The organism is Parvularcula dongshanensis (genome assembly GCF_014199615.1).
Classification (GTDB): domain Bacteria; phylum Pseudomonadota; class Alphaproteobacteria; order Caulobacterales; family Parvularculaceae; genus Parvularcula; species Parvularcula dongshanensis.
Genome location: NZ_JACHOB010000001.1, coordinates 669920 through 695593, shown reverse-complemented (window position 1 = coordinate 695593; position 25674 = coordinate 669920). Strand labels below are relative to the sequence as shown.

At 69.8% G+C, this 25674-nt stretch carries 20 protein-coding genes; 6 read left to right on the top strand and 14 right to left on the bottom strand.

Features of this window, described 5'->3' with window-relative positions; all coding sequences use genetic code 11:
• Positions 1-37: 37 nt before the first annotated feature.
• The 3 genes from GGQ59_RS03275 to GGQ59_RS03265 form a co-directional block, all read right to left on the bottom strand.
• A complete protein-coding gene (locus GGQ59_RS03275; protein ID WP_183815773.1) occupies positions 38-490 on the bottom strand; it encodes a DUF4112 domain-containing protein in 453 nt (150 codons plus the stop codon).
• A 4-nt stretch (positions 491-494) separates the two neighbouring features.
• Entirely contained in the window at positions 495-653 is a 159-nt protein-coding gene (locus tag GGQ59_RS03270; protein WP_183815771.1) for a YqaE/Pmp3 family membrane protein, read from the bottom strand.
• A 75-nt stretch (positions 654-728) separates the two neighbouring features.
• Complete coding sequence (locus GGQ59_RS03265) at positions 729-1961, bottom strand: DUF3667 domain-containing protein (RefSeq protein WP_183815769.1); 1233 nt, start codon at positions 1959-1961, stop codon at positions 729-731.
• Positions 1962-2082: 121 nt separating this feature from the next.
• Here GGQ59_RS03265 and mdh point away from each other — a divergent pair, with 121 nt between their 5' ends.
• From mdh to GGQ59_RS03250, 3 genes are all read left to right on the top strand, one after another.
• Positions 2083-3045 (top strand): malate dehydrogenase, encoded by a 963-nt coding sequence (gene mdh, locus GGQ59_RS03260; protein ID WP_183815767.1) that lies wholly within the window; start codon positions 2083-2085, stop codon positions 3043-3045.
• A 502-nt stretch (positions 3046-3547) separates the two neighbouring features.
• Positions 3548-4951, top strand: coding sequence for a M28 family peptidase (locus GGQ59_RS03255; protein ID WP_183815765.1), 1404 nt, complete (start codon positions 3548-3550; stop codon positions 4949-4951).
• A 316-nt stretch (positions 4952-5267) separates the two neighbouring features.
• Positions 5268-5591: a hypothetical protein gene (locus GGQ59_RS03250; protein ID WP_183815763.1), complete on the top strand. Its 324-nt coding sequence runs from the start codon at positions 5268-5270 to the stop codon at positions 5589-5591.
• A gap of 32 nt (positions 5592-5623) precedes the next feature.
• Here GGQ59_RS03250 and GGQ59_RS03245 read toward each other — a convergent pair whose 3' ends face one another.
• The 7 genes from GGQ59_RS03245 to GGQ59_RS03215 form a co-directional block, all read right to left on the bottom strand.
• A complete protein-coding gene (locus tag GGQ59_RS03245) occupies positions 5624-7456 on the bottom strand; it encodes an adenylate/guanylate cyclase domain-containing protein (protein ID WP_183815761.1) in 1833 nt (610 codons plus the stop codon).
• Positions 7457-7555: 99 nt separating this feature from the next.
• Positions 7556-8218, bottom strand: coding sequence for a Crp/Fnr family transcriptional regulator (locus GGQ59_RS03240; protein WP_183815759.1), 663 nt, complete (start codon positions 8216-8218; stop codon positions 7556-7558).
• Between the two features lie 69 nt (positions 8219-8287).
• Positions 8288-10045, bottom strand: a complete 1758-nt coding sequence (locus tag GGQ59_RS03235) for a flotillin family protein (protein WP_183815757.1) — start codon at positions 10043-10045, stop codon at positions 8288-8290.
• 27 nt (positions 10046-10072) lie between these two features.
• On the bottom strand, positions 10073-10696 hold the full coding sequence (locus GGQ59_RS03230; RefSeq protein WP_183815755.1) for a YqiJ family protein: 624 nt from the start codon (positions 10694-10696) through the stop codon (positions 10073-10075).
• Between the two features lie 85 nt (positions 10697-10781).
• Positions 10782-13367, bottom strand: a complete 2586-nt coding sequence (locus tag GGQ59_RS03225) for an AAA family ATPase (protein WP_183815753.1) — start codon at positions 13365-13367, stop codon at positions 10782-10784.
• Positions 13367-14506 carry a metallophosphoesterase family protein gene (locus tag GGQ59_RS03220; protein ID WP_183815752.1) on the bottom strand — a complete coding sequence of 380 codons (1140 nt, stop codon included), beginning with the start codon at positions 14504-14506 and terminating at the stop codon, positions 13367-13369. Before GGQ59_RS03220 ends, GGQ59_RS03225 begins: the two co-directional genes overlap by 1 nt.
• Positions 14507-15089: 583 nt before the next feature.
• On the bottom strand, positions 15090-17522 hold the full coding sequence (locus tag GGQ59_RS03215) for an FtsK/SpoIIIE family DNA translocase (protein WP_183815751.1): 2433 nt from the start codon (positions 17520-17522) through the stop codon (positions 15090-15092).
• Between the two features lie 123 nt (positions 17523-17645).
• Here GGQ59_RS03215 and GGQ59_RS03210 point away from each other — a divergent pair, with 123 nt between their 5' ends.
• Together GGQ59_RS03210 and GGQ59_RS03205 are read left to right on the top strand one after the other, a co-directional pair.
• The gene (locus GGQ59_RS03210) at positions 17646-18881 is read left to right on the top strand and encodes an FAD-dependent oxidoreductase (RefSeq protein ID WP_183815749.1); all 1236 of its coding nucleotides are present in this window, start codon (positions 17646-17648) and stop codon (positions 18879-18881) included.
• A complete protein-coding gene (locus GGQ59_RS03205; protein WP_183815747.1) occupies positions 18878-19273 on the top strand; it encodes a hypothetical protein in 396 nt (131 codons plus the stop codon). The genes GGQ59_RS03210 and GGQ59_RS03205 overlap by 4 nt, the downstream gene beginning before the upstream one ends.
• Here the strand turns inward: GGQ59_RS03205 and GGQ59_RS03200 are convergent.
• The 4 genes from GGQ59_RS03200 to dnaK all read right to left on the bottom strand — a co-directional run bounded on the left by GGQ59_RS03200 (position 19264) and on the right by dnaK (position 23797).
• Positions 19264-19794 carry a TIGR02281 family clan AA aspartic protease gene (locus tag GGQ59_RS03200; protein WP_221400846.1) on the bottom strand — a complete coding sequence of 177 codons (531 nt, stop codon included), beginning with the start codon at positions 19792-19794 and terminating at the stop codon, positions 19264-19266. The two genes, GGQ59_RS03205 and GGQ59_RS03200, sit on opposite strands and share 10 nt — an antisense overlap.
• Complete coding sequence (gene dapB, locus GGQ59_RS03195) at positions 19791-20519, bottom strand: 4-hydroxy-tetrahydrodipicolinate reductase (RefSeq protein WP_343074236.1); 729 nt, start codon at positions 20517-20519, stop codon at positions 19791-19793. Before dapB ends, GGQ59_RS03200 begins: the two co-directional genes overlap by 4 nt.
• A gap of 1 nt (position 20520) precedes the next feature.
• Complete coding sequence (dnaJ, locus tag GGQ59_RS03190; protein ID WP_183815743.1) at positions 20521-21678, bottom strand: molecular chaperone DnaJ; 1158 nt, start codon at positions 21676-21678, stop codon at positions 20521-20523.
• Between the two features lie 193 nt (positions 21679-21871).
• Positions 21872-23797: a molecular chaperone DnaK gene (gene dnaK, locus GGQ59_RS03185; protein ID WP_183815741.1), complete on the bottom strand. Its 1926-nt coding sequence runs from the start codon at positions 23795-23797 to the stop codon at positions 21872-21874.
• Between the two features lie 247 nt (positions 23798-24044).
• Between dnaK and GGQ59_RS03180 the strand changes: the two genes are divergently transcribed.
• Complete coding sequence (locus GGQ59_RS03180; RefSeq protein ID WP_183815739.1) at positions 24045-25649, top strand: transferrin-binding protein-like solute binding protein; 1605 nt, start codon at positions 24045-24047, stop codon at positions 25647-25649.
• The last annotated feature ends 25 nt before the right edge of the window (positions 25650-25674 follow it).

Below are 25674 nucleotides of genomic sequence, written 5' to 3'. Positions count from 1 at the left end.
AGGCCGAAGGCCCGTGCGCCTCGTCATGCGGAGCATGTCAGCCTAAGAGATGCTCCCGCAGGATCCGCACGTTCCGCTTGTTCGCCTTGTAGACGACGTCGAAGGCCGTCCCCAGCACGGGGATCGAGCCGATCACGGTCTCGACCCCGACATTGACGGCCATGCGCGCGAGCTGGCGCTTCTTGGCCCCGGTCCGCGCCGCCTCCATGATCAGGTAGGCGGAGAAGGCCGCACCCGCGAGGTCGCCCGCGACGGGAACGACCGAGAGGATCGGGTCGAGGCCGAAACGGACGCCTAGGACCGAGAACTGACTGTCGAGCAGGGTGGCGATGCGGTCGAGCCGTTCGACCGAGGCGCGCTTCTTGGGGTCCAGCCCGTCGAGCGCGCTCGTCTCGATCCGGCCGTCGGGTCCGTCCCGCCAGGGCGGGGCGTCGTAGCCGAGCGCGGTGCGGGGCCCCCTGTCTGCGTAGCGTTCTTCGACGGTGTTCATGCGCTCACCGCGTCAGGATGATGTAGAGCGCGTGGATGATGCCGGGGATGTAGCCGAGCAGCGTCAGGATGACGTTGATCCAGAACTGCGGCCCGATGCCGACCTGCAGGAAGACGCCGAGCGGCGGCAGCAGGATGGCGAGGATGATGCGGAGGATGTCCATGATCCCGTTTCCCTTCGTTTCGTCGGAAGGGAAACGGGAGCGCGCGCCCGAACGTTCCGTAAGGCCGGCAGGACGTCAGCTCATCAGCGAGTAGAAGGAGCGGGTGGCCGCGATCGAGAGCGCGATCGAGAAGACGAGCATGTAGACGGAGAACACGAAGAAGGTCGCGACGATCACCTTGCGCTTTCGCCGTCCGAAGGCACCGCGCATCGCGATCGCGTAGTAGAGCGGCACGCCGATCCCGAAGATCCAGCCGAAGACGGCACCTGGCACCAACGAGCCGAACCACAGCGCGACGACGACGATCAAGAAGGCGAGCGCGTGCGTGTTCAGCGACAAGAGCAGGTGGTCGTAAAGAAGCGCGTCCTTGCCGCGCACGAAGATCGCGCCCGTCAGCGCCATGAGGGGCACCATCAGGATCATGAGCCGCGGGATCCAGTCGTCGAGCGCGGCGTTGAAGAGGCGCGGGTTCTCGGACGTCAGGAAGAGGGCGTCGACGAAGCGATCCTTGTCGAGCGGTTGGCCGTTGATCGTGACCGACAGGTCTTCGGGCGCGACGCTGTCCGTTTCGGCATTGGCGGGTTCGTCCTCGGGCGGGTCCGGGGGGAGCGGCACCGGCTGCGGCGCGGTGTCCACCCCCTCGGCCGCCGCCGCCTCGTCCTCCGCTTCGAGGTCCACCGGCACGCCCGCCGCGTCGAGCCGTGCCTGAACGCCTGCCAAGCGCTCCTCGACCCGCGTCTCCACGGCCTGCTCGACGGCGGCCTCGTCGCCGATGAGGCCGGCCATGGAGCCGTCATTGATCGACGCGCGGATCGCCTCGCGCTCGGCCCGGGAGTAGCGGACCTCCTTGGGCTGGGTGAAGAAGCCGGCGCCGAGGCCCGTGATGCGGGCCTGGCCCGCCTCGTTCATCGTCACCTCGGGCTGCACGACGAGGATCTGCCGGTCCGTCAGCGCGAGGGTCGTGAAGAAGGCGAAGCTGACCACGAGGAAGAAGCGGACGGGCGAGGTGTAGGGGCTGCGCTTGCCGTCGCCATAATCGCGCAGGTGCCGCCCCGGCCGGGTCAGGACCGCCCTGACGGTGTGCAGGAACCGGCCGTCGAGCGAGGTCACGTCGCGGATGAACTCGCCCACCAGGCGGAAGATCGAGCGGCGGCAGTCGTCGTTCTTCTGCCCGCAGGCATAGCACCAGGGCCCCTGGACGGGCGCGCCGCAGGCGTAGCAGCGCGCCGGCAGGCGCGCGTGCAGCTTGGTCGCGCTCAGCGCCTCCTCGGCGGTCGCGCCGCCCATGAGAACGTCGGCCTCGGACACGGCGGTCCCTCCTTCCCGCTCGCCTCCTAACACGGGATCGTGCAGCGCAGCGAGCCTCGTTGCGAGCGGGCCATGCCTCCCTTACGAGGCGGCCGACGTTCTTCCAGACCAAGGAGTCCTTATGGCCCGCAACAAGATCGCCCTGATCGGCGCCGGCATGATCGGCGGCACGCTCGCCCACATCGCCGCCCAGAAGGAACTCGGCGACGTCGTCCTCTTCGACATCGCCGAGGGCACGCCCGAGGGCAAAGCGCTCGACATCAGCCAGTCCGCGCCCGTCGACGGCTATGATTCCAGGCTCCGCGGGACGCAGGACTATGCCGACATCGCAGGCGCGGACGTCTGCATCGTCACGGCCGGCGTGCCGCGCAAACCCGGCATGAGCCGCGACGACCTCGTCGGCATCAACCTCAAGGTCATGAAGGCCGTCGGCGAGGGCATCGCCAAGCACGCGCCCAACGCCTTCGTCATCTGCATCACCAACCCGCTCGACGCCATGGTCTGGGCGCTGCAGAAGTTCTCCGGCTTGCCGACCAACAAGGTCGTCGGCATGGCCGGCATCCTGGACTCCTCCAGGTTCCGCCACTTCCTCGCCGAAGAGTTCTCGGTCTCGGTCGAGAGCGTCACCGCCTTCGTCCTCGGCGGTCACGGCGACACCATGGTGCCGCTCACGCGCTACTCGACGATCGCGGGCGTGCCCCTGCCGGACATGATCGAGATGGGCTGGTCGAGCCAGGAGAAGATCGACGCCATCGTCGACCGCACGCGCAAGGGCGGCGGCGAGATCGTCGGCCTCCTGAAGACGGGATCCGCCTTCTACGCGCCGGCCGCATCCGCGATCCAGATGGCCGAGAGCTACCTCAAGGACAAGAAGGTGGTCGTGCCCTGCGCCGCCTACCTCGACGGCCAGTACGGCGTGAACGGCCGCTACGTCGGCGTGCCGATCGTCATCGGCGAGGGCGGCGCGGAGCGCGTGCTCGAGGTTAAGTTCACCGAGGAGGAGCAGGCGATGTTCCAGAACTCGGTGAACGCGGTCGAGGAGCTCGTCGAAGCCTGCAAGAAGATCGAGCCGAGCCTCGCCTGACGAGTAGCGCTTCGGCCTCGCAACCAGCGGGGTCGAGGCGCGCCAGCCTACGATACGTCCGTAAGAAGAAAGGGCGGTGCCGCGGCGCCGTCCCCGAAGGGCGGTCCGCCGCGACACCTACCTGCCCGCGCCCCATTGGGGGAGAGAGGAGGGCACGGGACAGGGTTCCGAAGGGCGCCCGTGAAGCTCGCCCCGCTTGGGGGGAGAGGGGAGGCGGAGCGAGACTGGAGAGCCCTGGAACCGGTCACACCCAGCGGTTGCCGAGCGAGAGCCGGGCGGGCCTAGGCGGAGACGTTGCCACCAGCAACGGTTTTTTTCTCAACTTATTGAAATCTTCGGGGCCCGATAGGCGTGCCTCGAAGAGAAGGCGCCGGTCCTTCGCCGAGAGACGCTCTGACGACGGAAGGATAGGGCCCGGGGCCCCTCGTTCCGGAGCGGTCCGGCGTTGACGACGGACCGACCTTCCTTAGGTTGCGGCGGCGCCTTCAAGGACGAGTCTGCAATGCTTCGCTTCCTCCTCGCCGCCGCCATGGCGGTCGCGCCCGCCGCCGCCCAGCCCTTTCCGGCCGAGGCCGAAGAGGCAGCCGCGACGCTGATGGCGCGGGCGCTCGAAGACGAGACGGGTTACCAAGTCATCGAAGACCTGACGACCGAGGTCGGACCGCGCCTCGCCGGTTCCGAAGCGGAGGCGCGGGCGAGGGGTTGGGCGCTGGCACGCCTTCGGTCGATGGGCTTCGAGAACGTGCGGGTCGAGGCGTTCTCGATCCCCTTCTGGGCCCGCGAAGGCGAAGCGCTGCGGATCGTAGAGCCCTTTCCGCAGGCGTTGCGCATCACCGCGCTCGGCGGCACGGTCGGCACGGGGCGCCGGGGCGTGACCGGTGAGGTCGTCCGATTCGAAAGTCTCGGCGCGCTGATGGCGGCGCCGATGGACGGCTCGCTCGAAGGCAAGGTCGTCTTCGTCGACGAGGGCATGACGCGGACGCAGGACGGTTCGGGCTACGGCGTCGCGGTCGCGAAGCGCTCTGGCGCCGCGCAGGAAGGCGCGAAGCGCGGGGCGATCGCCGCCCTGATCCGCTCCGTCGGCACCGATCAGCACCGTTTCCCGCACACCGGCATGATGCGGTACGAGGAGGACGGAGAGAAGATCCCGACCGCCGCCCTCTCCTGGCCCGACGCCGAGCAGCTTCAGCGCGCGATGGAGCGGGGCCCCGTGACGGTCCGCCTGGACCTGTCGGTCGTCACCGAGAAGGACGCGCCGTCCGGCAACGTGATCGCGGAGATCCCGGGGCGGACGGACGAGGTCGTCCTGATCGGTGCCCACCTCGACAGCTGGGACCTCGGCACCGGCGCGATCGACGACGCCTCTGGCGTCGGCATCACGACCGGCGCCGCCAAGCTGATCCTCGACTACGTGGCCGAGACGGGCGAGCCGCCGCTGCGCACCATCCGCCTCATCCTCTTCGGCTCCGAAGAGGTCGGTCTTCTCGGCGGCAAGGCCTATGCCGAGGCGCATGCGGACGAACTCGGCGACCACGTCGCCGCTGCGGAGAGCGACTTCGGCGCGGGGCGCGTCTGGCAGCTCGAGACCCGCTTCGCGGAAGACGCGCAAGAGGCGGGCGACCGCCTGGCGCGCATCCTCGCGCCGCTCGGGGTCGCGCGCGGCGGGAACGAGGCCGAGGGCGGTCCCGACCTGACCGCGATCGCGGAGGCGGGCGTGCCGGTCGTCACCCTGAAGCAGAACGGCTGGGACTACTTCGACCTGCACCACACCGAAGACGATACGCTCGACAAGGTCGACCCCGACGACATCGCGCAGAACGTGGCGGCCTATGCGGCCTTCGCTTGGCTCGCCGCGAACGCGGAGGAAGGCTTTCGCGGAGGCGAGGCGACACAGGGAGCGCAGTGAGCGGCTCGCTTGTGTGACCCACGTCACAGAACGGCCCGTAGGCGGGTTCTAGCCTGAGGCGTGCTGGCCGGGCGGTCGGCGTCCGCCCCACTCGGACGTTCCGGCGCTTCGCCAGGTGCGGACGATGGGATCGGTGAGACACACGGGCCCGACGGATGCCGACGCTCGGGGGAGAGCGCCCGGCCAGCACCCGAGAACGGGCGGCTGCGCGTCAGGGAAGACGCGCGGAGCCGCCCGTCCTAACCTCACCTCGGCCGACGCTTCCTCGGGGGAGGGACGCGGCCTCCCCGCCCTTCCCCCGTCAGGAGCCTACTTCATGACGAGTTGCGCGCCCGATGCCAAGAAGCCGACGCTCGACGCCGCCTACCTCGATGCGCATCAGCCCATCGCCTACAACACGCCGGAGATGAAGGACGCCTATGCAGTCCTCGGCTACGCGGCGATCGTGCAGATCTTCGATCAGCTTCGCGAACGGCTGGCGAAGGATCGCGCCTACGAAGCCGAACAGCTGCCGCTCGAGGACGTGACGGTACAGTTCACGGTCGACACGACGTGGCGCGCGGGCGGATGCATGGTGGTGTGCGTGAAGTCGAGCGGGACTTGCATCCATCAGCACAGGGCCATCTTGGAGCAGCACTAGACCGCCGTCCCCCGCGCGCCTCGACGCCCGTTCTAGGGTGCGCGACAGTCGAGGCCCGGCAGCATGAAGGCCCGCATCTCGGCGAGGCTCGGCTCGTCCGACGGAAGGTGGTCCGCGTTCTCCGCGAGCAGGCGGCACGCAGCGGCAGGATCGCCGTCCTCCACCGCGTAGCCGGCGCGGGCCATGACCAGATAGCCGATCATGCCGTCGATCCGGCCTGCCTCGGCGGCGTCCAGAGCCAACGCGGCGTAGCGGTCGCGGGCCGCGCGGTCGCCGCGCTTCGCCGCGAGCCCGGCGAGGTTGAACGCGACCGACGCGACGGCCTGGCGGTCCCCCTCGTCCTGTTCCAACGCCAGCCGCTCCTCGTAGTAGCGCGCCGCCTCCTCGGTATGGTCGAGCGCGTTCGCGACGTTGCCGAGCGTGCCCAGGACGGAGGACGCGAGCTCCGTATCCTGCGTCGTACGCGCGATCCGCAGCGCCCGCTCGAGGAACAGCTTCGCCTCCGTGCCGAGCGCCTGACGGCCGGCGAAGGCGTCGTCGCCTTCGGCTTCGGCGAGGCGCATGAAGGCGAGCGAGCCGAGGCTCGCGAGGGCGGCGCCTTCTTGCTGAGCGAGGTTCGTGTCCCGAGCGACCAGGAGCGCTCTTCTGTATCGCCGCTCGGCCTCCTCGAAGCGCCGATCGTCCCTCGCGAGGCTGCCGAGCAACAACTCCGCCTCGACGGCGTAGCGCGCTTCGGGACTGGTCCCCAGCAACGCGACCAGCGCCGCCCGCGCGTCTTCGGGCCGCCCCTGATCGATCCCGATCGCCGCCAGCCGCAACAGCACGACCGGGTCGCGCGGCCTGGCCTCGTAGGCGCGCTCATAGGCCCAGCCCGCAAGGGCCTGGTCCCGAGCGAAGGACAGAGCTCCGACCTGCAAGGCGGTCTCCGCCAGCACCTCCCGGGGCGATCCTTCCGCCGCCTGCCGTTCGTAGACGGCCCGTAGCGCGTGCGCCGCGCCGAGAAGGTCCCCGCTGACGGCGAGCTGCGTCGCCTCGGCCTTGAGCGGCTCGTCGGAGCGAAGAAGGCTCAGCGCCGCCGCTTCCGTCGCCTCCCGCGCGACCGCTCCTGACTGCCCCTCCGCCTCCGCCAGGCGCTCGGCCAGGATCCGGGCGTTCTCTTCGATCGCGGCGAGGCGCTCGGCCGCCGCGGCCTCGGCCCGCTCGGCGTGGCCTCGCCTGACCACGTCTTGGAGCAGGTAGGCGTTGACGAGCAGGACGAGGACGACCGCCGCGCTGAGCGGTCCCTTGTTCCGCCGGACCCAGCCGAGGTGAAGCAGCGCCGCGACCTGGCCGCCGAGACCGGTTCGCGGCGTGACCTCGTAGGCCGTGACGGGCTCGCGGAGGTTCTTGAGCTTCAGCTCGCCCATCCGCCGCATCGGCACGCCGGGCTCGCAGAGGATCCGCGTCGCTTCGGAGAGGACGATGCCGCAGGGCTTCGCCTCGCCCTGCAAGCGGGCGGCGACGTTGACGGCATGGCCGAGCAGGTCCGGTCCCGCCACCCGTGCCTCGCCCGTATGAAGGCCGATCCGAAGGCAGAGGCCGTGACCGTCCGCCAGGATCGGGTGGCTCGAAAGCGACGCCTGAAGCGCGCGGGCCGCCTTCAAAGCCGCCGTCGCGCTCGGAAGTTCGGCCAGGAAGCCGTCGCCGGCTCGATGGAAGAGGCGGCCGTCCTGCGCCTCGACCACCTCTTGGACCCGCGTGGTCAGCGCCTCGACGGCGTCAAGCGTGCCCTCCCCGTCCGCCTCGGACAGGGCAGCGTAGCGGCACACATCGGCCGCCAGAATGGTGGTCAGGCGCCGTCTTTCCGGCGCCGCCGTGGTGCTCATGCGCAACCCCACTTCGCGCACGCTTTCGAGCGCCCAGGCGTAGAACAGGATGGCAAGGACCGGAAGCGCTCTGGGTGTGCAACGCTGCGGAAGACGCGCTCAGCAGGAACCGAGCCTATTCGACAAGCGCTCCGCATCGGTGACGAGGACGCGGCCGCGGCCGAGCTCGACCGTTCCTTCGACCTCGAACGCGCGCAGCTGCCGGTTCACCGCCTCCCGGCTCGTCCCCATGCGCTCGGCGATCTGCGCCTGAGTGAGGCGGATGGGTCCGTCGGCGGCGAGGAGGAACTTGGCGAGGCGGGCGGGCAAGAGCAGAGCGCTCTTGTCCTCGATGTAGGTATCGGCCGCGCGCAGCTTGGCGACCAGGTCGCGCATCAAGGCGAGGGCGAAGCCCCACTCCGTGCGCGCGACGTCCAGAAAGACGAATCCCGGCAGCCGCAGAAGGCTCGCCCTCGTCGCTGCGGTCGCCGTGGCGGTGCGGGGGCCGCCATCGATGAGACCGACCTCGCCGAAGACGGCCCCCGCCTGCAGGTCGGCGAAGTGGACCTCGCGCCCACTGCCGTCGACCGTGCCGACGGCGATCGTTCCCTCGCGAATGACGTAGGCGGCGTCGGCGGTCTCGTCCTGGCAGAAGAGAATCTGGCCCGGCACGAGGGTCAGCGGCCTGGCCGCGTCCGCGAGGCGCGCGAGTCCGGCCTCGGTAAGCTCCGCGAAGAGCTCACGGCGGCGCAAGAAGGCAAGAACGTCAGGCGTCGCGGCCATAGCGAAAGAGTGCGCCGCCGCCGTTCGCCGCGCAACCGGGAGGCTCAGCGCCCCCCGGCCCCGCACGTGTCATTCCGCCGGCGGCCTGGCGGATCCGTTCACGCCCTTGCCGTTCGTCATCTCCTTCGTCACCGCGCCCGTCAGTCCGGAGAGCTTGCCGCCGTCGATGCCGAGCTCGCCCATGAGGCTGTCGAGGAGCGGCGCCTGGGTGCGGAAGCGAAGCGCGGCGTTGACCGCCTGGTCGGCGATGCCGACGCCCTCGGCCTCCTCCGCGCCGGTGGCACCGACGCGGCCGCCCAGGCCGTCGACCGAGAGGATCTTGATCCCCTCAATGTTCTGCATCGGCTTGACCGACTGCTCGATGATGGCGGGCAGCGCCTCGATCAGGGCGAGCTTGATCTGCATGGCGATCTGCTCGGCCGACAGCACGTTGGCGGCGTCGTTGACCGCGCGCTTGCCCTCGGCCTCGACCTTGTAGGTCATGGCGAGCGCGTCGGCGCGCAGCTTCTCGGCCTCCGCCGCGCCTTCCGCTTCGATGCGGTGCTTCGCGGCGTCCGCTTCGGCGGCGATGCGCACGGCCTCCGCCCGATCGGCGCTGGCCTGCTTCTCGGCCTCCGCGGCGACCGTGACCCCGATCGCGTCGCGCTCGGCCGCCTTCCGCGCCTCGATGACTTCGATGCGGCGTTGACGCTCGGCGGCCTCGGTCTCGCGAGCCGTCAGGACCTCTTCGGCGGCCTTCGCGGCGATGGCGCGGGCCTCGTCGGCGGCGGCGTCGGCCTCGGACTTCGCGCGCGACTTCTCGGCGACGGCGATGTCGCGCTCTTGCTGCGCGATCTCGATCAGCTTCTGCTTCTCGACCGAGGCCGCCTCGACCAGGCGCTCCTTCTCGATCTCGCGCTCGCGGACGGCGCGCTCGGACTGAACCTGCGCCTCGCGGACCTCCTGCTCGGCCAGGATGCGCGCCTGCTCGGCCTCCCTATGACGAACCGACTCCTCGCGCGCGACGAGGGCGACCTGCTCGGCCCGCCGGATCGAGACCTCACGCTCCTGCTCGAGCCGAGCGTACTCCTGGTCGCGCTTGATCGTCAGGCGCTGGGTCTCAGCGTCGAGGTTCTTGCGGGCGATCAGGACTTCGGTCTCCTGCTCGATGTCGTTGCGCTTCTTGCGGCGCTCCTCGATCTCCTGGGTGAGCTTGGTCAGGCCCTCGGCGTCGAAGGCGTTGTCGGGGTTCAGGTACTGCTTGCCGGTCTGGTCGAGGCCGGTCAGCGACACGGATTCGAGCTCGAGGCCGTTCTTGAGGATGTCCTCGGAGACCGCGGCCTGCACCTTCTGGACGAAGTTGACGCGCTGCTCGTGCAGTTCCTCCATCGCCATCTCGGCGGCGACGGCACGCAGCGCGTCGACGAACTTGCCTTCGATGAGCTCCTTCAGCGCCTCGGGGTTCATCGTCCGCTTGCCGAGGGTCTGCGCGGCGTTGGCGATCGACTCCGTCGTCGGCTGCACCCGCACGTAGAACTCGGCCTGCACGTCGACGCGCATCCGGTCCTTGGTGATCAGCGCCGCCTCGTTCGCGCGCCGCACCTCGAGGCGCAGCGTGTTCATGTTGACGGGAATGGTCTCGTGCAGGACCGGGTAGACCAGCGCCCCGCCGTTCAGGATGACCTTCTGGCCGCCGAGCCCGGTCCGGACGAAGGCGACCTCCTTGGACGCCCGCCGGTAGAGCCGCGCCATGACGAGGCCGATGCCGAGGAGGAGGACGAGGATCCCGCCCACGGTGACGAGGACGGGGAAGCCGCCCTCCGAGCTTACGATCGCGACGTCTTGCATGGCACTCTCTCCTTCAGGGGCGCCGCTTCACGCGGACGGGTCGCGGACGGCGGCGTAGACGCCGCTGTCCTCGGTGATCAGCAGGACGCGCGCGCCGGGCTCGAAGACCTCGTCCTCGGACGGCTCGACGCGGACGTAGTGGGTAAGGCCGTGCGCGTCGGTCAGCTTCGCCTCGGCAGGCAGGCCGGGGCGCGCGGTCTGCGCGGTCAGGGTCGCGATGCGGCCAACGAAGCCGGTGCGCGAGGACGCTTCGGTCTCCTCGGACGGCATGATGCGCCCCAGGCCAAGGCCCAAATAGCGCGTCGCGGGCAGGGCCGGGACCAACGCCAAGGCGCCCGCGAGCCAACCCGGCAGCATGCCGCCGGTTACGGCCTCGATCAGCCATTGGATGATCAGACCCGTGAGCCCGAACGCGGTCAGGAAGGCGATCAGAACGACGAGCACCGGCACGCGACCGACCGCGAGCCAGCCGAGCGGCCCGCCGCCGAGGTCGCCGTCAGCATCGAGATCGGCATCGAGGTCGAACGCGCTGTCGATCATGCCGGAGGGCAGGACACCGACCAGCGCCCCGACCAGTTCGAGCGCGACGAGGCCGACCATGAGGAGAAGCGCCGTGGTGAACGGGGCCATCCCGCTTGCGAACCAGTCCATCGCGCCCTCCCCTGTTCCCCCGGAAGCCCTATCGCTTCCTAAGGTTACAGTTTTGTACGCCTCGAGGAAGTTTCAAGACGATCCGTCAGGAAACCGTCATCGGGCGCGGGGTCAGAAGGGTGCCGCCGAGCCCCTCGAAGGCGGCCTGTCGGCAGGTGAGCGCCAGGACCTGCACGTCGCGGGCGGCGAGGTTGAGCGCGTTGAACATCCGAGCGATGCGGGCGTCGTCGGCGAAGACGAGCGCGTCGTCGAGGACGACCGGGACGGGATGGCCCCCCTTCGCCATCAGGCGGGCGAAGCCGAGGCGGGTGAGGATTGCGAGCTGCTCCCGCGTGCCGCCCGACAGGCGCTCGACCGCCTCCGTGCCGCCGTCCCGCACGAGGACGTCGGGCGAGAGGCCTTCGGTCAGGGAGAGCGCCCCGCCGGGGAAGACGGCCGCGAGGAGCGGCGCGAGTTCGGCCATGACGGGTGCGAGGAACCGCTCGCGCCGCTCGGCCTGGGCGCCGGACAGCGTGTCGATCAGCAGGGTGAGCGCATCCGCTTCCCGCTCGTAGCGCGCGGCGTCGGCCTCGGCCGCCTCGAGCTGGCCCTTGACGCTCGCCAGGCGCTCGTCCGCGCCCTCGGCCCGGTCGCGCGTCAGCTCCGCGCGGAGACGCGCCGCCTCGCGGTTGAGGTGGAGGATGCGCTGCTCGCGGTTGCGCGCGGCCTGCGCCAGCCGATCGACCTCGGCGCTCAGGCCCTCCGTGTCCGGCAGCTGCGCCTCGGCCTCGGCGAGCGCCGCTTCCGCACGCGCCCGTTCGGCCTGCGCCGTATCGAGCGCGGCGGTCAGCGTGCCCCACGCCTCGTCCCACGCCTCCACCGCTCCCAGCCGGGAGCGCGCATCCGCCGCTCGGGCGTCGGCCACGGCCGCCTTCTCGTTCGCGGACGACGCCGCTTCGCGAGCCTCGTCCAAGTGCCGCCGCGCGGTCTCGGCAGCGCCGATGGCCTTCGCCGCCCGCTGCGACGCGTCGCGCAACGCCGCAGCGGCCTCGGCTTCGTCCGGCACGTCGTCGGGCAGGATCGCCGCCTCGGCCGCCTCTTCGGCTTGCCGTTCGAGCGCGCCGAGCCCTTCGGGCGCCAGGCGGGTCAGCCCCTCTTCGAGCCGCCGACGCTCGGCCGCAGCCTCGCGCGCCCGTTCGACCTGGCTGCGCGCGGCCTCCACGCTCTCGGCGCCCGCCTTTTCGAGCGCCGCGCAGAGCGCGTCGTGCGCGGCGGTCAGCTCACGTTCCTCCGCGGCATCGGGCACCTCGATGCGCAACGTCAGGCCTGGCGCTGCGACGCGGACGGGCCCGCTCAGCGCCCTGGTGCCAGGCGCGAGGGGCGCGCCGTCGAGCGTGGCGCCCTCCGCCGCCTCCACGACCAGCCGCACCCGGACGGCTTCGGCCCTCGCCTCCGCCGTCAGCACCCTCGTCCGCGCCCGTTCCAACTCGGCCAGGTCCGGCAGGGGGCGCGGCTTCGGCAGATCGGCGAGCGCCCGGTGCGCGCTGCGTGCGGCTTCGAGGTCCCGACCGAGCCGCTCCAGCTTCTCGGACGCCGCCAGGGCTTGGCGTGCCGCGATCGCCCGGTCGCGAAGCGTGCTCGCCGCGCGCTCGGCCACTGCCGCTTCGCGCGCCGCTTCGTCCGCCTTCGACGATGCGGCCTTCGCGGTCTCTAGGGACGTTCGCGAGGCGTCACGCCTCGCCGCCGCCGCCTCCGCCGTCGCGAAGGCGGCACGCGCCTCGCCCTCCTCTTCGTTCCGGCGTTCGAGCGCTAAGCGTGCCGCGCCTTCGGCCTCGCGCGTCCGCCGCGCCGCTTCCCGCGCACCGTCCAGCTTCGCCGCCGCGCCTTCCGCCGCCGCAAGGCGCGCCCGCGCTGCCGCCAGCGCCGCTTCGCGCTCGGCGGCTGCCTCGCCGCTGCCGAGCCGGGCCAGCTCGTCTTCCGCCAAGGCAAGCTCCTCGCGCGTGACGCGGGACGCCCGCGCCCTCGCGGTTAGGACGTCCACTTCGGCGCGCAACGCCTCGGCGAGGTCCACCGCCGCGCGGTAGGGACCGCCCGCCTTGGGCGATCGGCGCTCCTTGGTCACAAGCACGTCGAGCCGCTCGCGCGCCTTCGTCAGCACGCGGCGGGCCCGCTCGCCGCCCGTGACCTCGGCCACCTCCTCGCCGAGGGCGTCGTAGACCGCGTCGCCGCGCCCTTCTTCCGCGTCGGGCTGACGGAGCGAGGCGCCTTGTTCGACCCAGAGGAGGCCGGTCGGGCCCTGGCCCGGCCTGTCCGCGCCGATGAGCGCGCGGAGCCAACGCTCGGCATCGTCGGCCTCGGCGACCTTGCGGCCCGTCGTCAGGTCCGTGACCTGCGCCATGCGCCGCCGAAGGAAGCGCTTCTCGACGCGGAAGCGGCCTTCGGGGCTCGTCAGGTCGAGCGTCACCTCCGGCGCGCCGCCGCCGGGGTTCGGGTCCGGCTCGAGGCTCTTCACCTCGCGGTGGGTCGTCGTGTGCTTGTGGAAGAGAAGGGCGCGCAGGGCGTCGAAGACCGTGCTCTTGCCGAACTCGTTCGGAGCCGAAAGGACGTTGAGTCCGTCCGTCAGCCCCTCGAGCGCGAGCCCCGCCTCGCCGAAGGCGCGCACGTTGCGAAGACGGATCGCCTCGATCCGCATCAGGCGTCGGCGGCCACGGTGTCGGCGGCCAGGGTGACGAGCATGTCGAGGGCGAGCCGCGCCGTGCCCCTGTCCGCCTCGCCGAGCTGCGCGTTGATCGATCGCGCGTGCAGCCGCTCCGCCGCCTGGCGCAGGCTGCCCTCGCGGTCGAGCCGGTCGAGGCCGTCCGCCTCGATCAGCGTCCTAAGCCCTTCGACGTCCCAATCGAGGTGGGCGTAGGAGGCGGTCCGGCCTTCGAGGTGAGAGAGGAGCGCCGCGCGGTCGTGCAGTCGCGCCGTGCCCGTCACCGTGAGCTTGGCGAGGCGGAAGCGGCGCTCCGGACCGCCCTCGTGCAGCGCCTCGAAGCGGGCGACGGGGTCCAGCCCCTCGGTCAGGTCCAGCGTGTCGCGCGACCAATGGTACTGCGCCACCGCGACCGGCGTGACGACGGGCTCTCGCCCCGGCGCCGCCTCGACGACGAGGACGTAGCCGGGCTCGTTCCGCGGGAAGCTGTCGGGCTCCGGCGTGCCTGCGAACCAGGTCCGCGCGTCGACCCGCTTGTGGCCGTGCCAATCCCCGAGCGCCAAGTAGTCGAGCCCGCCGCGCGACGCCGCGCCCGCCGCGATGGCGGCGGACTGCTCCGTGTCCTGCCGGAACTCGGTCGTCCCGCCATGGGCGAGGCCGAGACGCAGCGCGCCGTCGGGCGTGGAATGGCCCGCAAAGTCCTCGGTCAGGTCGCGGCCTGGGTTCTTCGAGACCCAAGGGGCGGGAAGGAGGTAGGCGCCGGGCGCCGCCTCGACCGGCCCTGCCGCGCAGAGGCAGCGGACGTTAGAGGGCAGGCCCCGCTCCCGCATGCGGTCCCACAACCCGCCGCGCGCGGCGGGGTCGTGATTGCCGGGCAGGAGCCACCAGACGAGGTCCGAAGCCGACGCCATCGCGTCGAGGGGCTGCGCGATCGTCTCGGGCAAAGGCTGCTCGCAGTCCCAGACGTCGCCCGCCACGACCACGTGCCCCGCCCCGTGATCGCGCGCGACGCCCGCGATCCGGCCGATGGCATCGATCCTTGCTGCGCGCAGCTGCGCCGCACGCTCAGCCGGGAAGCGGCCGAACGGCTTGCCGAGCTGCCAGTCGGCGGTGTGGACGAAGCGGAAGGCACCCATGGAACAAAAGGGTAACGGCGCTCGGTCACGCCGCCAAGCGGTAAGCTTTCCAGAGTGGGCTCGTTGTAGCGTGCCGCAGCGTCGATCAGGATTTAGCGGCCGTGACACCGAGGCATTGGTAGACGCAGTCGAACTTCGGAGAAGTACGACGCCGCTTACAAATAACCAGTATCAATTGCTACATGTATTGCATGCACTTGATAGTGTTGGAATGTCTATCACACCCGGAAATTCTCACCGAGTTGCGGTAATTACTTATTGTAATGATGCAATCATCAATAGTGACTGCCCGGTCGAGGTCGAAGTCCGATCGCAGATCGTAAGAACCTAGGTCTATCCTAGCGACCTCATGATCCTCAACCGAGACGACCGCTTCGAACCGGTTATCCAGAACCAGATTGCCCCTGTGCAGGACCCGAACTTGGACCCCCTCCCCGCCGCTCACCATCAAGACCTGCTGGGGCCACATCTCCACCGCGACCCAGGCCACGATCAGTAGAAGTCCAATCACAGCCAGTTTGGACAGGGCGCGCATCAGGTCCCGCTAGCCCGTTCCTCGCGGCTCAAGGGTGCCGAGCGATGGTCACGCCGCGTCCTCGCCGATCAGGACCTCGCGCTTGCCCGCATGGTTGGCGGGGCTGACGATGCCCTCCTCCTCCAGCTTCTCGATGAGGGAGGCGGCGCGGTTGTAGCCGATCTGGAGGCGCCTTTGGATGTAGGAGGTCGAGGCCTTGCGGTCCCGCGCGACGACCGCGACCGCTTGGTCGAAGAGCGCGTCGCCGGAACCCGTGTTCCCGCCGAGGTCGAGGCCGAGCGCGCTGGCCGCGCCGTCGTCGCCGTCTTCTCCGCCCTCGGTGACTTCCTGGACGTAGTCGGGTTTGCCCTGCTTCTTGAGGTGGGCGACGATCTTCTCGACCTCGTCATCGGCGACGAAGGCGCCGTGGACGCGGGTGATCCGTCCGCCGCCGGCCATGTAGAGCATGTCGCCCATGCCCAAGAGCTGCTCGGCCCCCTGCTCGCCGAGGATCGTCCGCGAGTCGATCTTGGACGTGACCTGGAAGGAGATCCTTGTGGGGAAGTTCGCCTTGATCGTGCCGGTGATGACGTCGACCGAGGGGCGCTGCGTCGCCATGATGAGGTGGATGCCCGCCGCCCGCGCCATCTGCGCGAGGCGCTGGACCATCGCCTCGATGTCCTTGCCCGCGACCATCATGAGGTCCGCCACCTCGTCGATGACGACGACGATGTAGGGCAGCGGCGCGTAGTCGAGGGGCTCCTCCTCGTAGACGGGCTCGCCGGTCTCCGCGTCGTAGCCCGCATGGACCTTGCGGGTCAGCTCCTCGCCGTTCGCTTCGGCCGCCTTCACCCGCTCGTTGAAGCCGTGGATGTTCCGAACGCCCACCTTGGACATCTTCTGATAGCGCTCTTCCATCTCGCGCACGGTCCATTTGAGCGCGACGACGGCCTTGCGCGGGTCGGTGACGACCGGGGCCAGGAGGTGGGGGATGCCCTCATAGACGCTGAGTTCCAGCATCTTGGGGTCGATCATGATCAGCTTGCACTGATCAGGAGGCAGACGATAGAGCAGCGATAGGATCATGGTGTTGATCCCGACCGACTTGCCCGAGCCCGTGGTGCCCGCGATCAGAAGGTGAGGCATCTTGGCGAGGTCGGCATATTGCGGCTCGCCGCCGATGTCCTTGCCGAGCGCGAGGTTGAGACCGCGGCCGCGGGCGAAGCCGTCCGCTTCCAGCATCTCGCGGTAGAAAACCGTCTCGCGGTCGTCATTGGGCAGCTCGATGCCGATGGCGTTCCGGCCGGGCACGACCGCGACGCGGCAGGCGATGGCGGACATGGACCGGGCGATGTCGTCGGCGAGGCCGATGACGCGCGAGGACTTCACGCCGGCTGCGGGCTCGAGCTCATAGAGGGTGACGACGGGACCGGGGCGCACGCCGATGATCTCGCCACGAACCTTGAAGTCCGCGAGCACGGTCTCGAGCTGCCGCGCCCGCGCTTCGAGCTCCGAGTCCGAGACCACGCGCGCGTCCTTGGGGTCGGGGGCCTTCAGAAGGGTGCGCGGCGGCAGCTGGTAGTCGGAGGGGTCGAAGGCGGGCTGCTCCTGCACCACCACCTTGCGCGGCGGGACCTTCTTCACCTCGCGGATGATGCGGCGTCGCGCGGACGGGCGCAGGTCGTCATCCTCGCCCCCGTCCTCGATCGTCTCTTCGTCCTCGTCGTCCTCCGTAAGGTCGCTGGCGACGGGTTCGGCATCGACCTTGGGGGCAGGGGCGGGCTTACGAGGCCGGACGACCTTAGGTTCTTCCTCGAAGGTCGGCTCGGCGCGGTTCGTCCGCGCGGCTTTGAAGGCGTCGAGGCGGCTCATCCCCCAGTCCGCTGCGACCTCCCAGCACCAAAGCGTCGCGTCGAGGCCCGCCTCGACGTGGTCGCGGCGGACGCCGCCCGCATGCGCCATCAAGAAGATGCCGACCCCGGCGAGGATGATCGCGGCGAGAAGGCTCGCGCCGGGAAGCCCCAGGACCGCGAAGGGCAGGCTTGCCAGGCCCTTCACCCCGCCGCCGACGACCCCGCCCATCGAAGCGACGAAGGGCCAGTCGGCGCTGCGCGGCAGGCAGGCGGCGAAGCCGGCGAGGAGCAGAAGGCCGCCGGCCCAGGCGGCGAGGCGCCACCAGGAAGACGCCGGCGTCGGTTCCGGCACGCCGCGGCGAAGCGCCGTCCACCCCCACAAAAGGGGAACGAGCGGAAGGACGAGCGCGGCGCCGCCAAGGGCCTGGAGGAGAACGTCGGATAGGTCGGCGCCCAGATGTCCGCCCCAGTTCATCGGAACCGTCCGGCCCGTCGCCGTCGACAGGCTCGGATCGGAGACGTCGAAGCTCGCGAGGCACCCCCAGACGAAGAGGCAAAGGAGCATGAGGGCACCGGCCCCTGCGCGCAGGATCAGCCATCGAACGGCGCGCCAGGCCCGCACGCTCGGCGGCAGGTCGGAGTGCGTCATCGGCTCGGCCTTCCTTCTCTTGCGCGGGAGCCCTCTTTCGCGCCTTCGTGGTTAATGGTTCTTTACGAAACGCGGATCGCGGGGATGGCTGGCGCCGCGGGCGAGCGAAACGTAAGGGGCGTCATGTCCATGGATCGTTACGAAGTCTGCGTCGTCGGTGCCGGTATGGCCGGCCAGCTGACGGCGCTCGCGCTCGCCGAGCGAGGCATCGCCGTCGCGTTGATCGGGCCTTCCAAGCTCCCTTCCGAGAAAGACCCCCGGACCACCGCGCTCGCCTACGGGACGGTGAGAGCGCTTCGTCGGCTGGATGTCTGGTCCGACCTCGATCGGGACGCGGCGCCTATCGAGCGGATAGAGGTGAACCTCGGCCGACAGGCGAGCCGGTTCCGCGAAAAGGGTAGTGCCACGAAGCTTGCGTTCTCCGACGGCCTCTTGAACGATCAGGACCGATGGGAAGGCACCCCTCTCGCTTACGTCGTCGAGAACGAGTTCCTTCGCAGCGCCCTTCATCGGCGCTGTGCACGTCATACCGAAATCTGCTTGGTGGAAAGTCCGGTCGCGGGCCTCGAGGTCCGATCGGGCGATGCGGTCCTCAGGCTCGAGGGCGGCCATACCGTCGCGACGGACCTCGTGATCGCCTGTGACGGACACGCGTCGCGCCTGCGCCGCGCGAGTGGCATTCGCACCCAAACAGGGGACTTCGATCAGGACGCCCTGACCTTCACCGTCGGTCATACCCTGCCCCATATGCATACGGCCCGTCAGGTCTTCCTGCCCGGCGGTCCGCTCGCGGCGCTACCCCTGTCGGGAAACCGATGTTCCGTCATTTGGTCGGTCCGGCGCGAGGCAGCGGACTCCATGTTGGCTAGCGGCAGCGACGCCATCGCCGGTATGGCCGGCAATACGCTACGGGAATCGTTGGGAGAGCTGACTTTGCACGGACCGGTCGTGCGCTTCCCTCTAAGCTTCCTCTACGCCGAACGGATCTACGCCGATCGCTTGGCTCTGGTCGGCGACACGGCGCACCTCATCCACCCCCTTGCCGGCCAAGGGTTCAACCTGACGGTTAGAGACGCTGCAACGCTCGCCGACGTTCTCTACGAAGGCCGGGCAACCGGGCTGGCGGTCGGGTCCACCAGCCTCCTCGTCGATTACGACCGGCGGCGTCGCGCCGATACGGTCGCCACGGCCTTCGGCACGCGCACGCTTGCCCGCGCCCTTTCGACTTCGGAACGCCTCAGCCGAACGGCGACCAGCTTCGGTTTCAGCCTAGTCCAACGATCCGATGCCCTTCGCAAGCTGCTGGCCAAGGAGGCCGGGGGGGACCTCGGGTCCCTGCCCTCGCTCATGGCGCCATGACGCGCCACGACCTGTCCGGTTTCTGGGGCGGGACCTACAGCTATCCGTCCGGCGTCGATGAGGCGCCGGTCCCCTTCGACGCGGAGCTTTCGCAAGACGGATACCGCCTTACCGGCCTGATCACCGAGCCGAACACCTTCTCTCCGGTCGCAGGCGCGGTCCTGGCCGCCTTCGTCCATGGGAGGGTCGAGGGCGAGAGCGTGACTTTCACCAAGACCTATGATGGCGACGGCGCCGCCCATGCCGTCGCCTATGCAGGGTCCCTGCGCGAGGATGGCGGCGTGATCGAGGGCGTCTGGCGGCTCCTGGACCTGACGGGCCGCTTCTTGATGCGGCGCGACGCCGGCACGCTCGCGACGCATGTGATGGAAGAGGTTCGGCGTCAGCCCTGAGGCGCCGCTTCGACCGTGAGGACGAGTTCGTCGCGCGTGGTCTCGCGCCTGTCGAAGCGGTTGAGGCCGTTGACGCCGAAGAGGCTGCCGCCGAGCTTGTCGTCCGGGACGACCACCACCGCCAACGTCCGGATCACCGCGTCGCCGATGCGCAGCTCGTCGAGCGTGCCGCCCGCGGCGTACACCGCGCCGTTCGCCGTCTCGAACCGCAGCGTGAAGTCCTCGGGCGAGAAGCGCAGGCCCGCCCGCTCCGCGTCGCTTTCGGTCAGGGTCACGTAGGAGGCGCCGGTATCGACCATGAAGCGGACCGGGGCGCCGTTCGCCTCGGCTTGGAAGAAGAAGTGACCGGACGGTCCCGCGCGCAAGACGATGCGCTGCTCGCCGTCGACGGTCTCGAAACGCGCAGGCTCCACTTCTCGCGCCGGGTTCCAATGACCGCGGCTGTCGAAGCCCCGCATGGCGAGGAAGAGGAGAACCACCGCGAGGGTAGCGACGGCGTAGAAGCCGGCCCGCTCCCTCACAGGCCGAGCACGTCGGTCATGGCGTAAAGGCCGGGCGGACGCGTCCGCACCCAGACGGCGGCCCGAAGCGCCCCGCGTGCGAAGACCTCCCTGTTGAGCGCACGATGAGAGAGCGTCACCACCTCCTCCTCGGCGAGGAAGGCGACGTCGTGATCGCCCGGAACGCCGCCGCCCCGCCGCGTCGCGAAGCCGATCTCTCCGGCCTTGCGAACCGCATCGTTGCCCTGGCGGGCGAAGGTCGCCGCGTCGGCCAAGGACGCTCCGCGGCCGGCAGCTGCCGCCTCTCCCAACAGAAGCGCCGTCCCGGACGGCGCATCCTTCTTACGCTTGTGATGCGTCTCGGTGATCTCGATGTCGAAATCATCGCCGAGCAGGCGCGAAGCCTGGGCGACGAGCGCCGCGAGGATCACGACGCCGGTCGAGAAGTTGCCGGACTGGACGATGGGGATGCGGGTCGCAGCCGCCGCCAGACGAGCCTGCTGCGCCTCGTCCAGCCCTGTTGTCCCGGTCACCACGGGCACGCCGCGCTCGGCGAGGTCGCCGATCTGCGAGGCGAGGGCGGCCGGCGCCGAGAAGTCGATGACGACCTCGGTCCCTTGCGGTGCCGCGTTCCGGTCGGACCAGCCCAGACGATCGAAGCCTTCGGCCGCGTCGCAAAGCCGGGCGACCGCACCGCCCGTCCGTCCGCCCTGTCCGAGGACCGCGACCTTCACCCTAGCTGGCACCCTAGCTGGCATCCTTCAGCTGGTCCCAGAACCCCTTGGCCCGGCGGATGAAGCCGGACGATTGCGGGCAGTCCTTGCCGCCGCCCTCGGCGTGGAACTCGCGCAGGAGCTCTTTTTGCCGCGGCGTGAGACTGGTCGGCGTCTCGACCCGAAGCTCGACGAACATGTCGCCGCGTCCCTTGCGCCGCAGCTGCGCCATACCCTCGCCGCGCAGGCGGAACTTGGTGCCGCTCTGCGCGCCTTCGGGCACCTTGATCTCGACCCTGCCGCCCTCGATCGTCGGGGCCTCGACCTTGCCGCCGAGCGCGGCGGTCGCCATCGGCACGGGCACGTCGCAGTAGAGGTCCGGACCGTCGCGCTCAAAGAGCTCGTGATCGGCGACGGAGACGAAGAGGTAGAGGTCGCCGAAGGGCCCGCCGCGCAGCCCGGCTTCGCCCTCGCCCGACAGGCGAATGCGTTGCCCGTCCTCGATCCCGGCGGGAATGGTCACCGACAGCGTGCGGTCCTTGCGCACGCGCCCCTGGCCGTCGCAGGCGTCGCACGGCTCGGCGATGATCTGGCCCTGGCCCTGACAGGTCGGGCAGGTCCGCTCGACCGTGAAGAAGCCCTGCTGCGCACGGACCCGGCCGACGCCGCCACAAGTCGAGCAGGTCACCGGCTTGGTTCCGGGCTTCGCGCCCGACCCTTCGCAGACCTCGCATGCCTCCGACGAGGGCACGGTGATCTCGCGCTTGAGGCCGGTGAAGGCCTCCTGCAGCGTCACTTCGAGGTCGTAGCGAAGGTCGGCGCCCCGCGCGGCGGCGTTCCGCCCGCGCGTCCGGCCCGCGCCGCCCGACATGAAGTCGCCGAAGATGTCTTCGAAGACGTCCGAGAAGGCGCCCGAGGCGAAGCCGCCGCCCATGCCGCCGAAGCCGCCGCCCCCGCCTGCGCCGCCCTGCTGGAATGCAGCGTGGCCGAAACGGTCGTAGGCCGCACGCTTCTGCTCGTCGGACAGAACCTCATAGGCTTCGCCGCAGGCCTTGAACTTGGCCTCCGCCTCCGCGTCGCCGGGATTCCGGTCGGGATGGTACTTCATGGCGAGCTTGCGGAAGGCCGACTTGATGGCAGCTCCGTCCGCAGATCGCTCGACGCCGAGTGTCGCGTAGTAATCTTGAGCCATAAAGAGTCGTTTCGCTCTCGCAATCCTCTGCCGTCACGCCCGGGCGGCCGGCAGGCCTGACGCGGGACCGGAGGACGGAGGCGACACACGAATGGCGGCGTCGCCTATCCTCGGTAGAGTCCAAATTGGGGGGCGCGGGCGTGGAAGTGAAGAGGCCCCGCCGAAGCGGGGCCTCCGTTGAGGGTTCGGATCCTCAGGCAGACTTGCTCTCGTCCACCTCTTCGTAGTCGGCATCGACGATCTCGGCGTCCTGGGCCGCGTCGTTCGCCGCATCGGCCGCCGCGTTGGCATCCGCACCGCCTTCGCCGCCGCCCTGGCCGTAGATCGCCTCGCCGAGCTTCATCGAAGCGGTGGCGAGCGTCTGGACCTGCGCGTTGAGCGCGTCGGCGTCGGCGTCGTCCTTGGCGAGCAGCGCCTTGGTGTCGGCGATCGCCTTCTCGAGCGCTTCCTTGTCGGCGCCCGGCAGCTTGTCGCCGTGCTCCTTGAGGGAGCTTTCCGTCGAGTGAACGAGGCTCTCGGCCTGGTTGCGGGCCTCGACCGCCTCGCGGCGCTTCTTGTCGGCTTCCGCGTTGGCTTCGGCGTCCTTGACCATGCGCTCGATGTCATCGTCGCTGAGACCGCCCGAGGCCTGGATCCGGATCGACTGCTCCTTGCCGGTCGCCTTGTCCTTGGCGGACACGTTGACGAGGCCGTTCGCGTCGATGTCGAAGGTCACCTCGATCTGCGGCACGCCGCGCGGCGCCGGCGGGATGCCGACGAGGTCGAACTGGCCGAGCAGCTTGTTGTCGGCCGCCATCTCGCGCTCGCCCTGGCTGACGCGGATCGTCACCGCCGACTGGTTGTCCTCGGCGGTCGAGAAGACCTGGGACTTCTTGGTCGGGATGGTGGTGTTCCGGTCGATCAGGCGCGTGAAGACGCCGCCGAGGGTCTCGATGCCCAAGCTGAGCGGGGTCACGTCGAGGAGGAGGACGTCCTTGACGTCGCCCTGAAGGACGCCGCCCTGGATCGCCGCGCCCTTGGCGACGACCTCGTCCGGGTTCACACCCTTATGCGGCTCCTTGCCGAAGAAGGACTTCACCGTCTCCTGGATCTTCGGCATGCGGGTCATGCCGCCGACGAGGACGACCTCGTCGATCTCGGACTGGCTGACGCCGGCGTCCTTGAGGGCCGCCTTCATCGGATCGATCGTGCGCTTGACGAGGTCCTCGACGAGGCTCTCGAACTTCGCGCGGCTGAGCTTGACGTGAAGGTGCTTCGGCCCCGACGCGTCCGCCGTGATGTAGGGCAGGTTCACTTCGTACTGCTGCGCGGAGCTCAGCTCCTTCTTCGCCTTCTCGGCCTCTTCCTTGAGGCGCTGCAGGGCGAGCTTGTCCTGGCGCAGGTCGATGCCCTGGTCCTTCTTGAACTCGTCCGCGAGGAAGTCGACGATGCGAAGGTCGAAGTCCTCGCCGCCCAGGAAGGTGTCGCCATTGGTGGACTTCACCTCGAAGACGCCGTCGCCGATCTCCAGGATCGAGACGTCGAACGTGCCGCCGCCGAGGTCGTAGACCGCGATCGTCTTGCCGTCCTGCTTTTCGAGCCCGTAGGCGAGCGCGGCGGCCGTCGGCTCGTTGATGATGCGCAGCACTTCGAGCCCGGCGATCTTGCCGGCGTCCTTGGTCGCCTGGCGCTGAGCGTCGTTGAAGTAGGCGGGCACGGTGATCACGGCCTGGGTGACGGTCTCGCCCAGGTAGCGCTCGGCCGTCTCCTTCATCTTCTGAAGGGTGAAGGCGGAGATCTGCGAGGGCGCGTACTTCTCGCCGCGCGCGGAGACCCACGCGTCGCCGTTCTCGCCCTGCACGATCGCGTAGGGCACCATCCCCTGGTCCTTCTTGACCGTCGGGTCGGAGAACTGGCGGCCGATCAGGCGCTTGATCGCGAAGAAGGTGTTCTCGGGGTTGGTCACCGCCTGACGCAGGGCGGGCTGGCCGACCAAACGCTCGCCGCCTTCGGTGAAGGCAACGACGGACGGGGTCGTCCGGTTGCCCTCGGCGTTCTCGATAACCTTCGCTTCGGAGCCTTCCATCACCGCGACGCAGGAGTTCGTGGTGCCTAGGTCGATGCCGATCACTTTAGCCATTGCAAATCCTTTCCTAAGCGGGCCGGGTCGCCGGGTCTCGCCCCGGGGGGCCTTCGAGCCCCCGGACGTTCGGCCCCTTCTTGTTCGCTTCACTGGGGCCTCGGCCCCTATGACGGCGGCGGATGTAAGGGCATGGCAGGCCCTCTTCAACCGCGGGGCGACACGGATTGTGGTGGTTCCCCAGGCTTAAACGCGTGTTCATGGCTGTCTTGTAAGGACCCCGCCGAGATAGCTGGGGGCAACCACCATGAACCGCACGTCCTTGCGTTCGTCCTTCCTGCTCGGCGCGGGCCTGCTCGGCTTGGCCGCCTGCGCGTCGACGACGGATGGCGGCGGCAGCACCGGCAGTCCGACGCCGGTGATCGACCCCACCTCCGGCACGCCGGCCGCGCCGAAGAACCTCGTCCTCGAGCGGACGTCGTTCCGCTACGGCGGCGGCGGGCCCGAGCGGTCGGAGACCTACGACGTCTCCACCCGCACGCTCGACATCGCGTATGCCGAGAGCGGCGCCTACGTCTATCGCGACACCGTCCTCGCCAGGGCCGAGACCGGTCAGAGCATGAGCTACGACGCGGCCACGAACGAGTTCACCTTCTCGATCGACCATGCGGGGAGCTCGTTCGACGCGATCGCGGCGGAGGGCGGCACGGCCGTCGTCTTCGACGAGACCTTCGGGCCGCTCCTGCTGCTCACGCCGAAGGCGCTGGCTGACCTCTCGAACGGCCTGTCCGCCGTCTACGTCGCGACCCAGCCTGCCGCTTACACGCAGGTCGACCAGACCTTCATCGGCGGCGACGTCGCGCGCGCCGACCAGTACCTCAGCGCGGTCGCCGCGATCGGCTCGGAGGAGACCGGCCTCTCGCGGCTCTCCTCCTGGAGCAACCAGCTGTCGGACCTCGGCATGGCCGAGACGGCCACCACGGAACGCAGGCTCGGCGCGCTGCCGATCCTGGTCGCGCTCGATCCCGATGCCTACGGGGCGCCGTCCTCGGTGGAGAACGCCCCGGACCTCGCGGCGGCCTACCTCATCAGCATCTCGACCAGCGACTTCACCGCCGCGCAGGACGCCGCGCCGGCCGCGACCCGGCTCGTCATCGCCGACGTGCTCGACGCCATGCCGGAGAGCCTCGGCATCAACCCGGCTTCGCTCAGCGCGTCGGGCAGCGGCATGATGTTGGTAGAAAGCCTGGAGGCCCTCGGCAACCGACAGTCGAGCGCGCTCATGGCATCGGTCGATGAGGCGACCGCCCTCATCGAAGAGAGCCCAGGCTTCTACTACGAGGCCGACGGCGTCACCTACGTGCAGTACCGTATCGACGGCGCCGTCGCGCCGACCCGCTTCGTCGCCGCCGGCGCCTGGTACAAGGGAACGGAGGACGGCATGCAGGCCGGCCACCTCGTCTTCGGCGAGCTGACCGACGCCGACGAGATGCCCCTCACGGGCACCGCGACCTATCAAGGCACGATCTACGGCAGCGTCGCGCGCCAGAACGACATTCAAGACCTGCGCGGCGGCCTCAACATGCGGACCGACTTCGCGACCGGCGCGCTCGACATGGATTTGGACGCGAACATCGCCTATCGCGACGGCGAGGGCGTCACCCGCTACGTCGACTACGCGACGTTCGCAGGCGCGGGCTCGATCGACGGCGCGACCTTCGGCGGCCACATGACGGGCACGCTGGACAGAGGCGTCGCGGACGGAACGAACGTGCTGGAAGGCAGCTTCGACGGCCACTTCTACGGACCGACGGCGCAGGAGATCGGCGGTACGTTCGAGTTCACCGGGGCCGAGGCCGCCGCGGCGGGCGCCTTCGTCGGCCGCGACACGGCGAGCGGGCCGGAGGGCTGACGCCTCTCGAGCTTCGGGTCAGGCC

Coding starts and splice junctions, on each gene's coding strand:
- GGQ59_RS03220 (WP_183815752.1), bottom strand. CDS start 14,506: ATGGGTGCCTTCCGCTTCGTCCACACCGCCGACTGGCAGCTCGGCAAG.
- mdh (WP_183815767.1), top strand. CDS start 2,083: ATGGCCCGCAACAAGATCGCCCTGATCGGCGCCGGCATGATCGGCGGC.
- GGQ59_RS03205 (WP_183815747.1), top strand. CDS start 18,878: ATGACGCGCCACGACCTGTCCGGTTTCTGGGGCGGGACCTACAGCTAT.
- GGQ59_RS03245 (WP_183815761.1), bottom strand. CDS start 7,456: ATGAGCACCACGGCGGCGCCGGAAAGACGGCGCCTGACCACCATTCTG.
- GGQ59_RS03250 (WP_183815763.1), top strand. CDS start 5,268: ATGACGAGTTGCGCGCCCGATGCCAAGAAGCCGACGCTCGACGCCGCC.
- GGQ59_RS03225 (WP_183815753.1), bottom strand. CDS start 13,367: ATGCGGATCGAGGCGATCCGTCTTCGCAACGTGCGCGCCTTCGGCGAG.
- GGQ59_RS03230 (WP_183815755.1), bottom strand. CDS start 10,696: ATGGACTGGTTCGCAAGCGGGATGGCCCCGTTCACCACGGCGCTTCTC.
- GGQ59_RS03180 (WP_183815739.1), top strand. CDS start 24,045: ATGAACCGCACGTCCTTGCGTTCGTCCTTCCTGCTCGGCGCGGGCCTG.
- dnaJ (WP_183815743.1), bottom strand. CDS start 21,678: ATGGCTCAAGATTACTACGCGACACTCGGCGTCGAGCGATCTGCGGAC.
- GGQ59_RS03255 (WP_183815765.1), top strand. CDS start 3,548: ATGCTTCGCTTCCTCCTCGCCGCCGCCATGGCGGTCGCGCCCGCCGCC.
- GGQ59_RS03215 (WP_183815751.1), bottom strand. CDS start 17,522: ATGACGCACTCCGACCTGCCGCCGAGCGTGCGGGCCTGGCGCGCCGTT.
- GGQ59_RS03235 (WP_183815757.1), bottom strand. CDS start 10,045: ATGCAAGACGTCGCGATCGTAAGCTCGGAGGGCGGCTTCCCCGTCCTC.
- GGQ59_RS03270 (WP_183815771.1), bottom strand. CDS start 653: ATGGACATCCTCCGCATCATCCTCGCCATCCTGCTGCCGCCGCTCGGC.
- dnaK (WP_183815741.1), bottom strand. CDS start 23,797: ATGGCTAAAGTGATCGGCATCGACCTAGGCACCACGAACTCCTGCGTC.
- GGQ59_RS03240 (WP_183815759.1), bottom strand. CDS start 8,218: ATGGCCGCGACGCCTGACGTTCTTGCCTTCTTGCGCCGCCGTGAGCTC.
- GGQ59_RS03210 (WP_183815749.1), top strand. CDS start 17,646: ATGTCCATGGATCGTTACGAAGTCTGCGTCGTCGGTGCCGGTATGGCC.
- GGQ59_RS03275 (WP_183815773.1), bottom strand. CDS start 490: ATGAACACCGTCGAAGAACGCTACGCAGACAGGGGGCCCCGCACCGCG.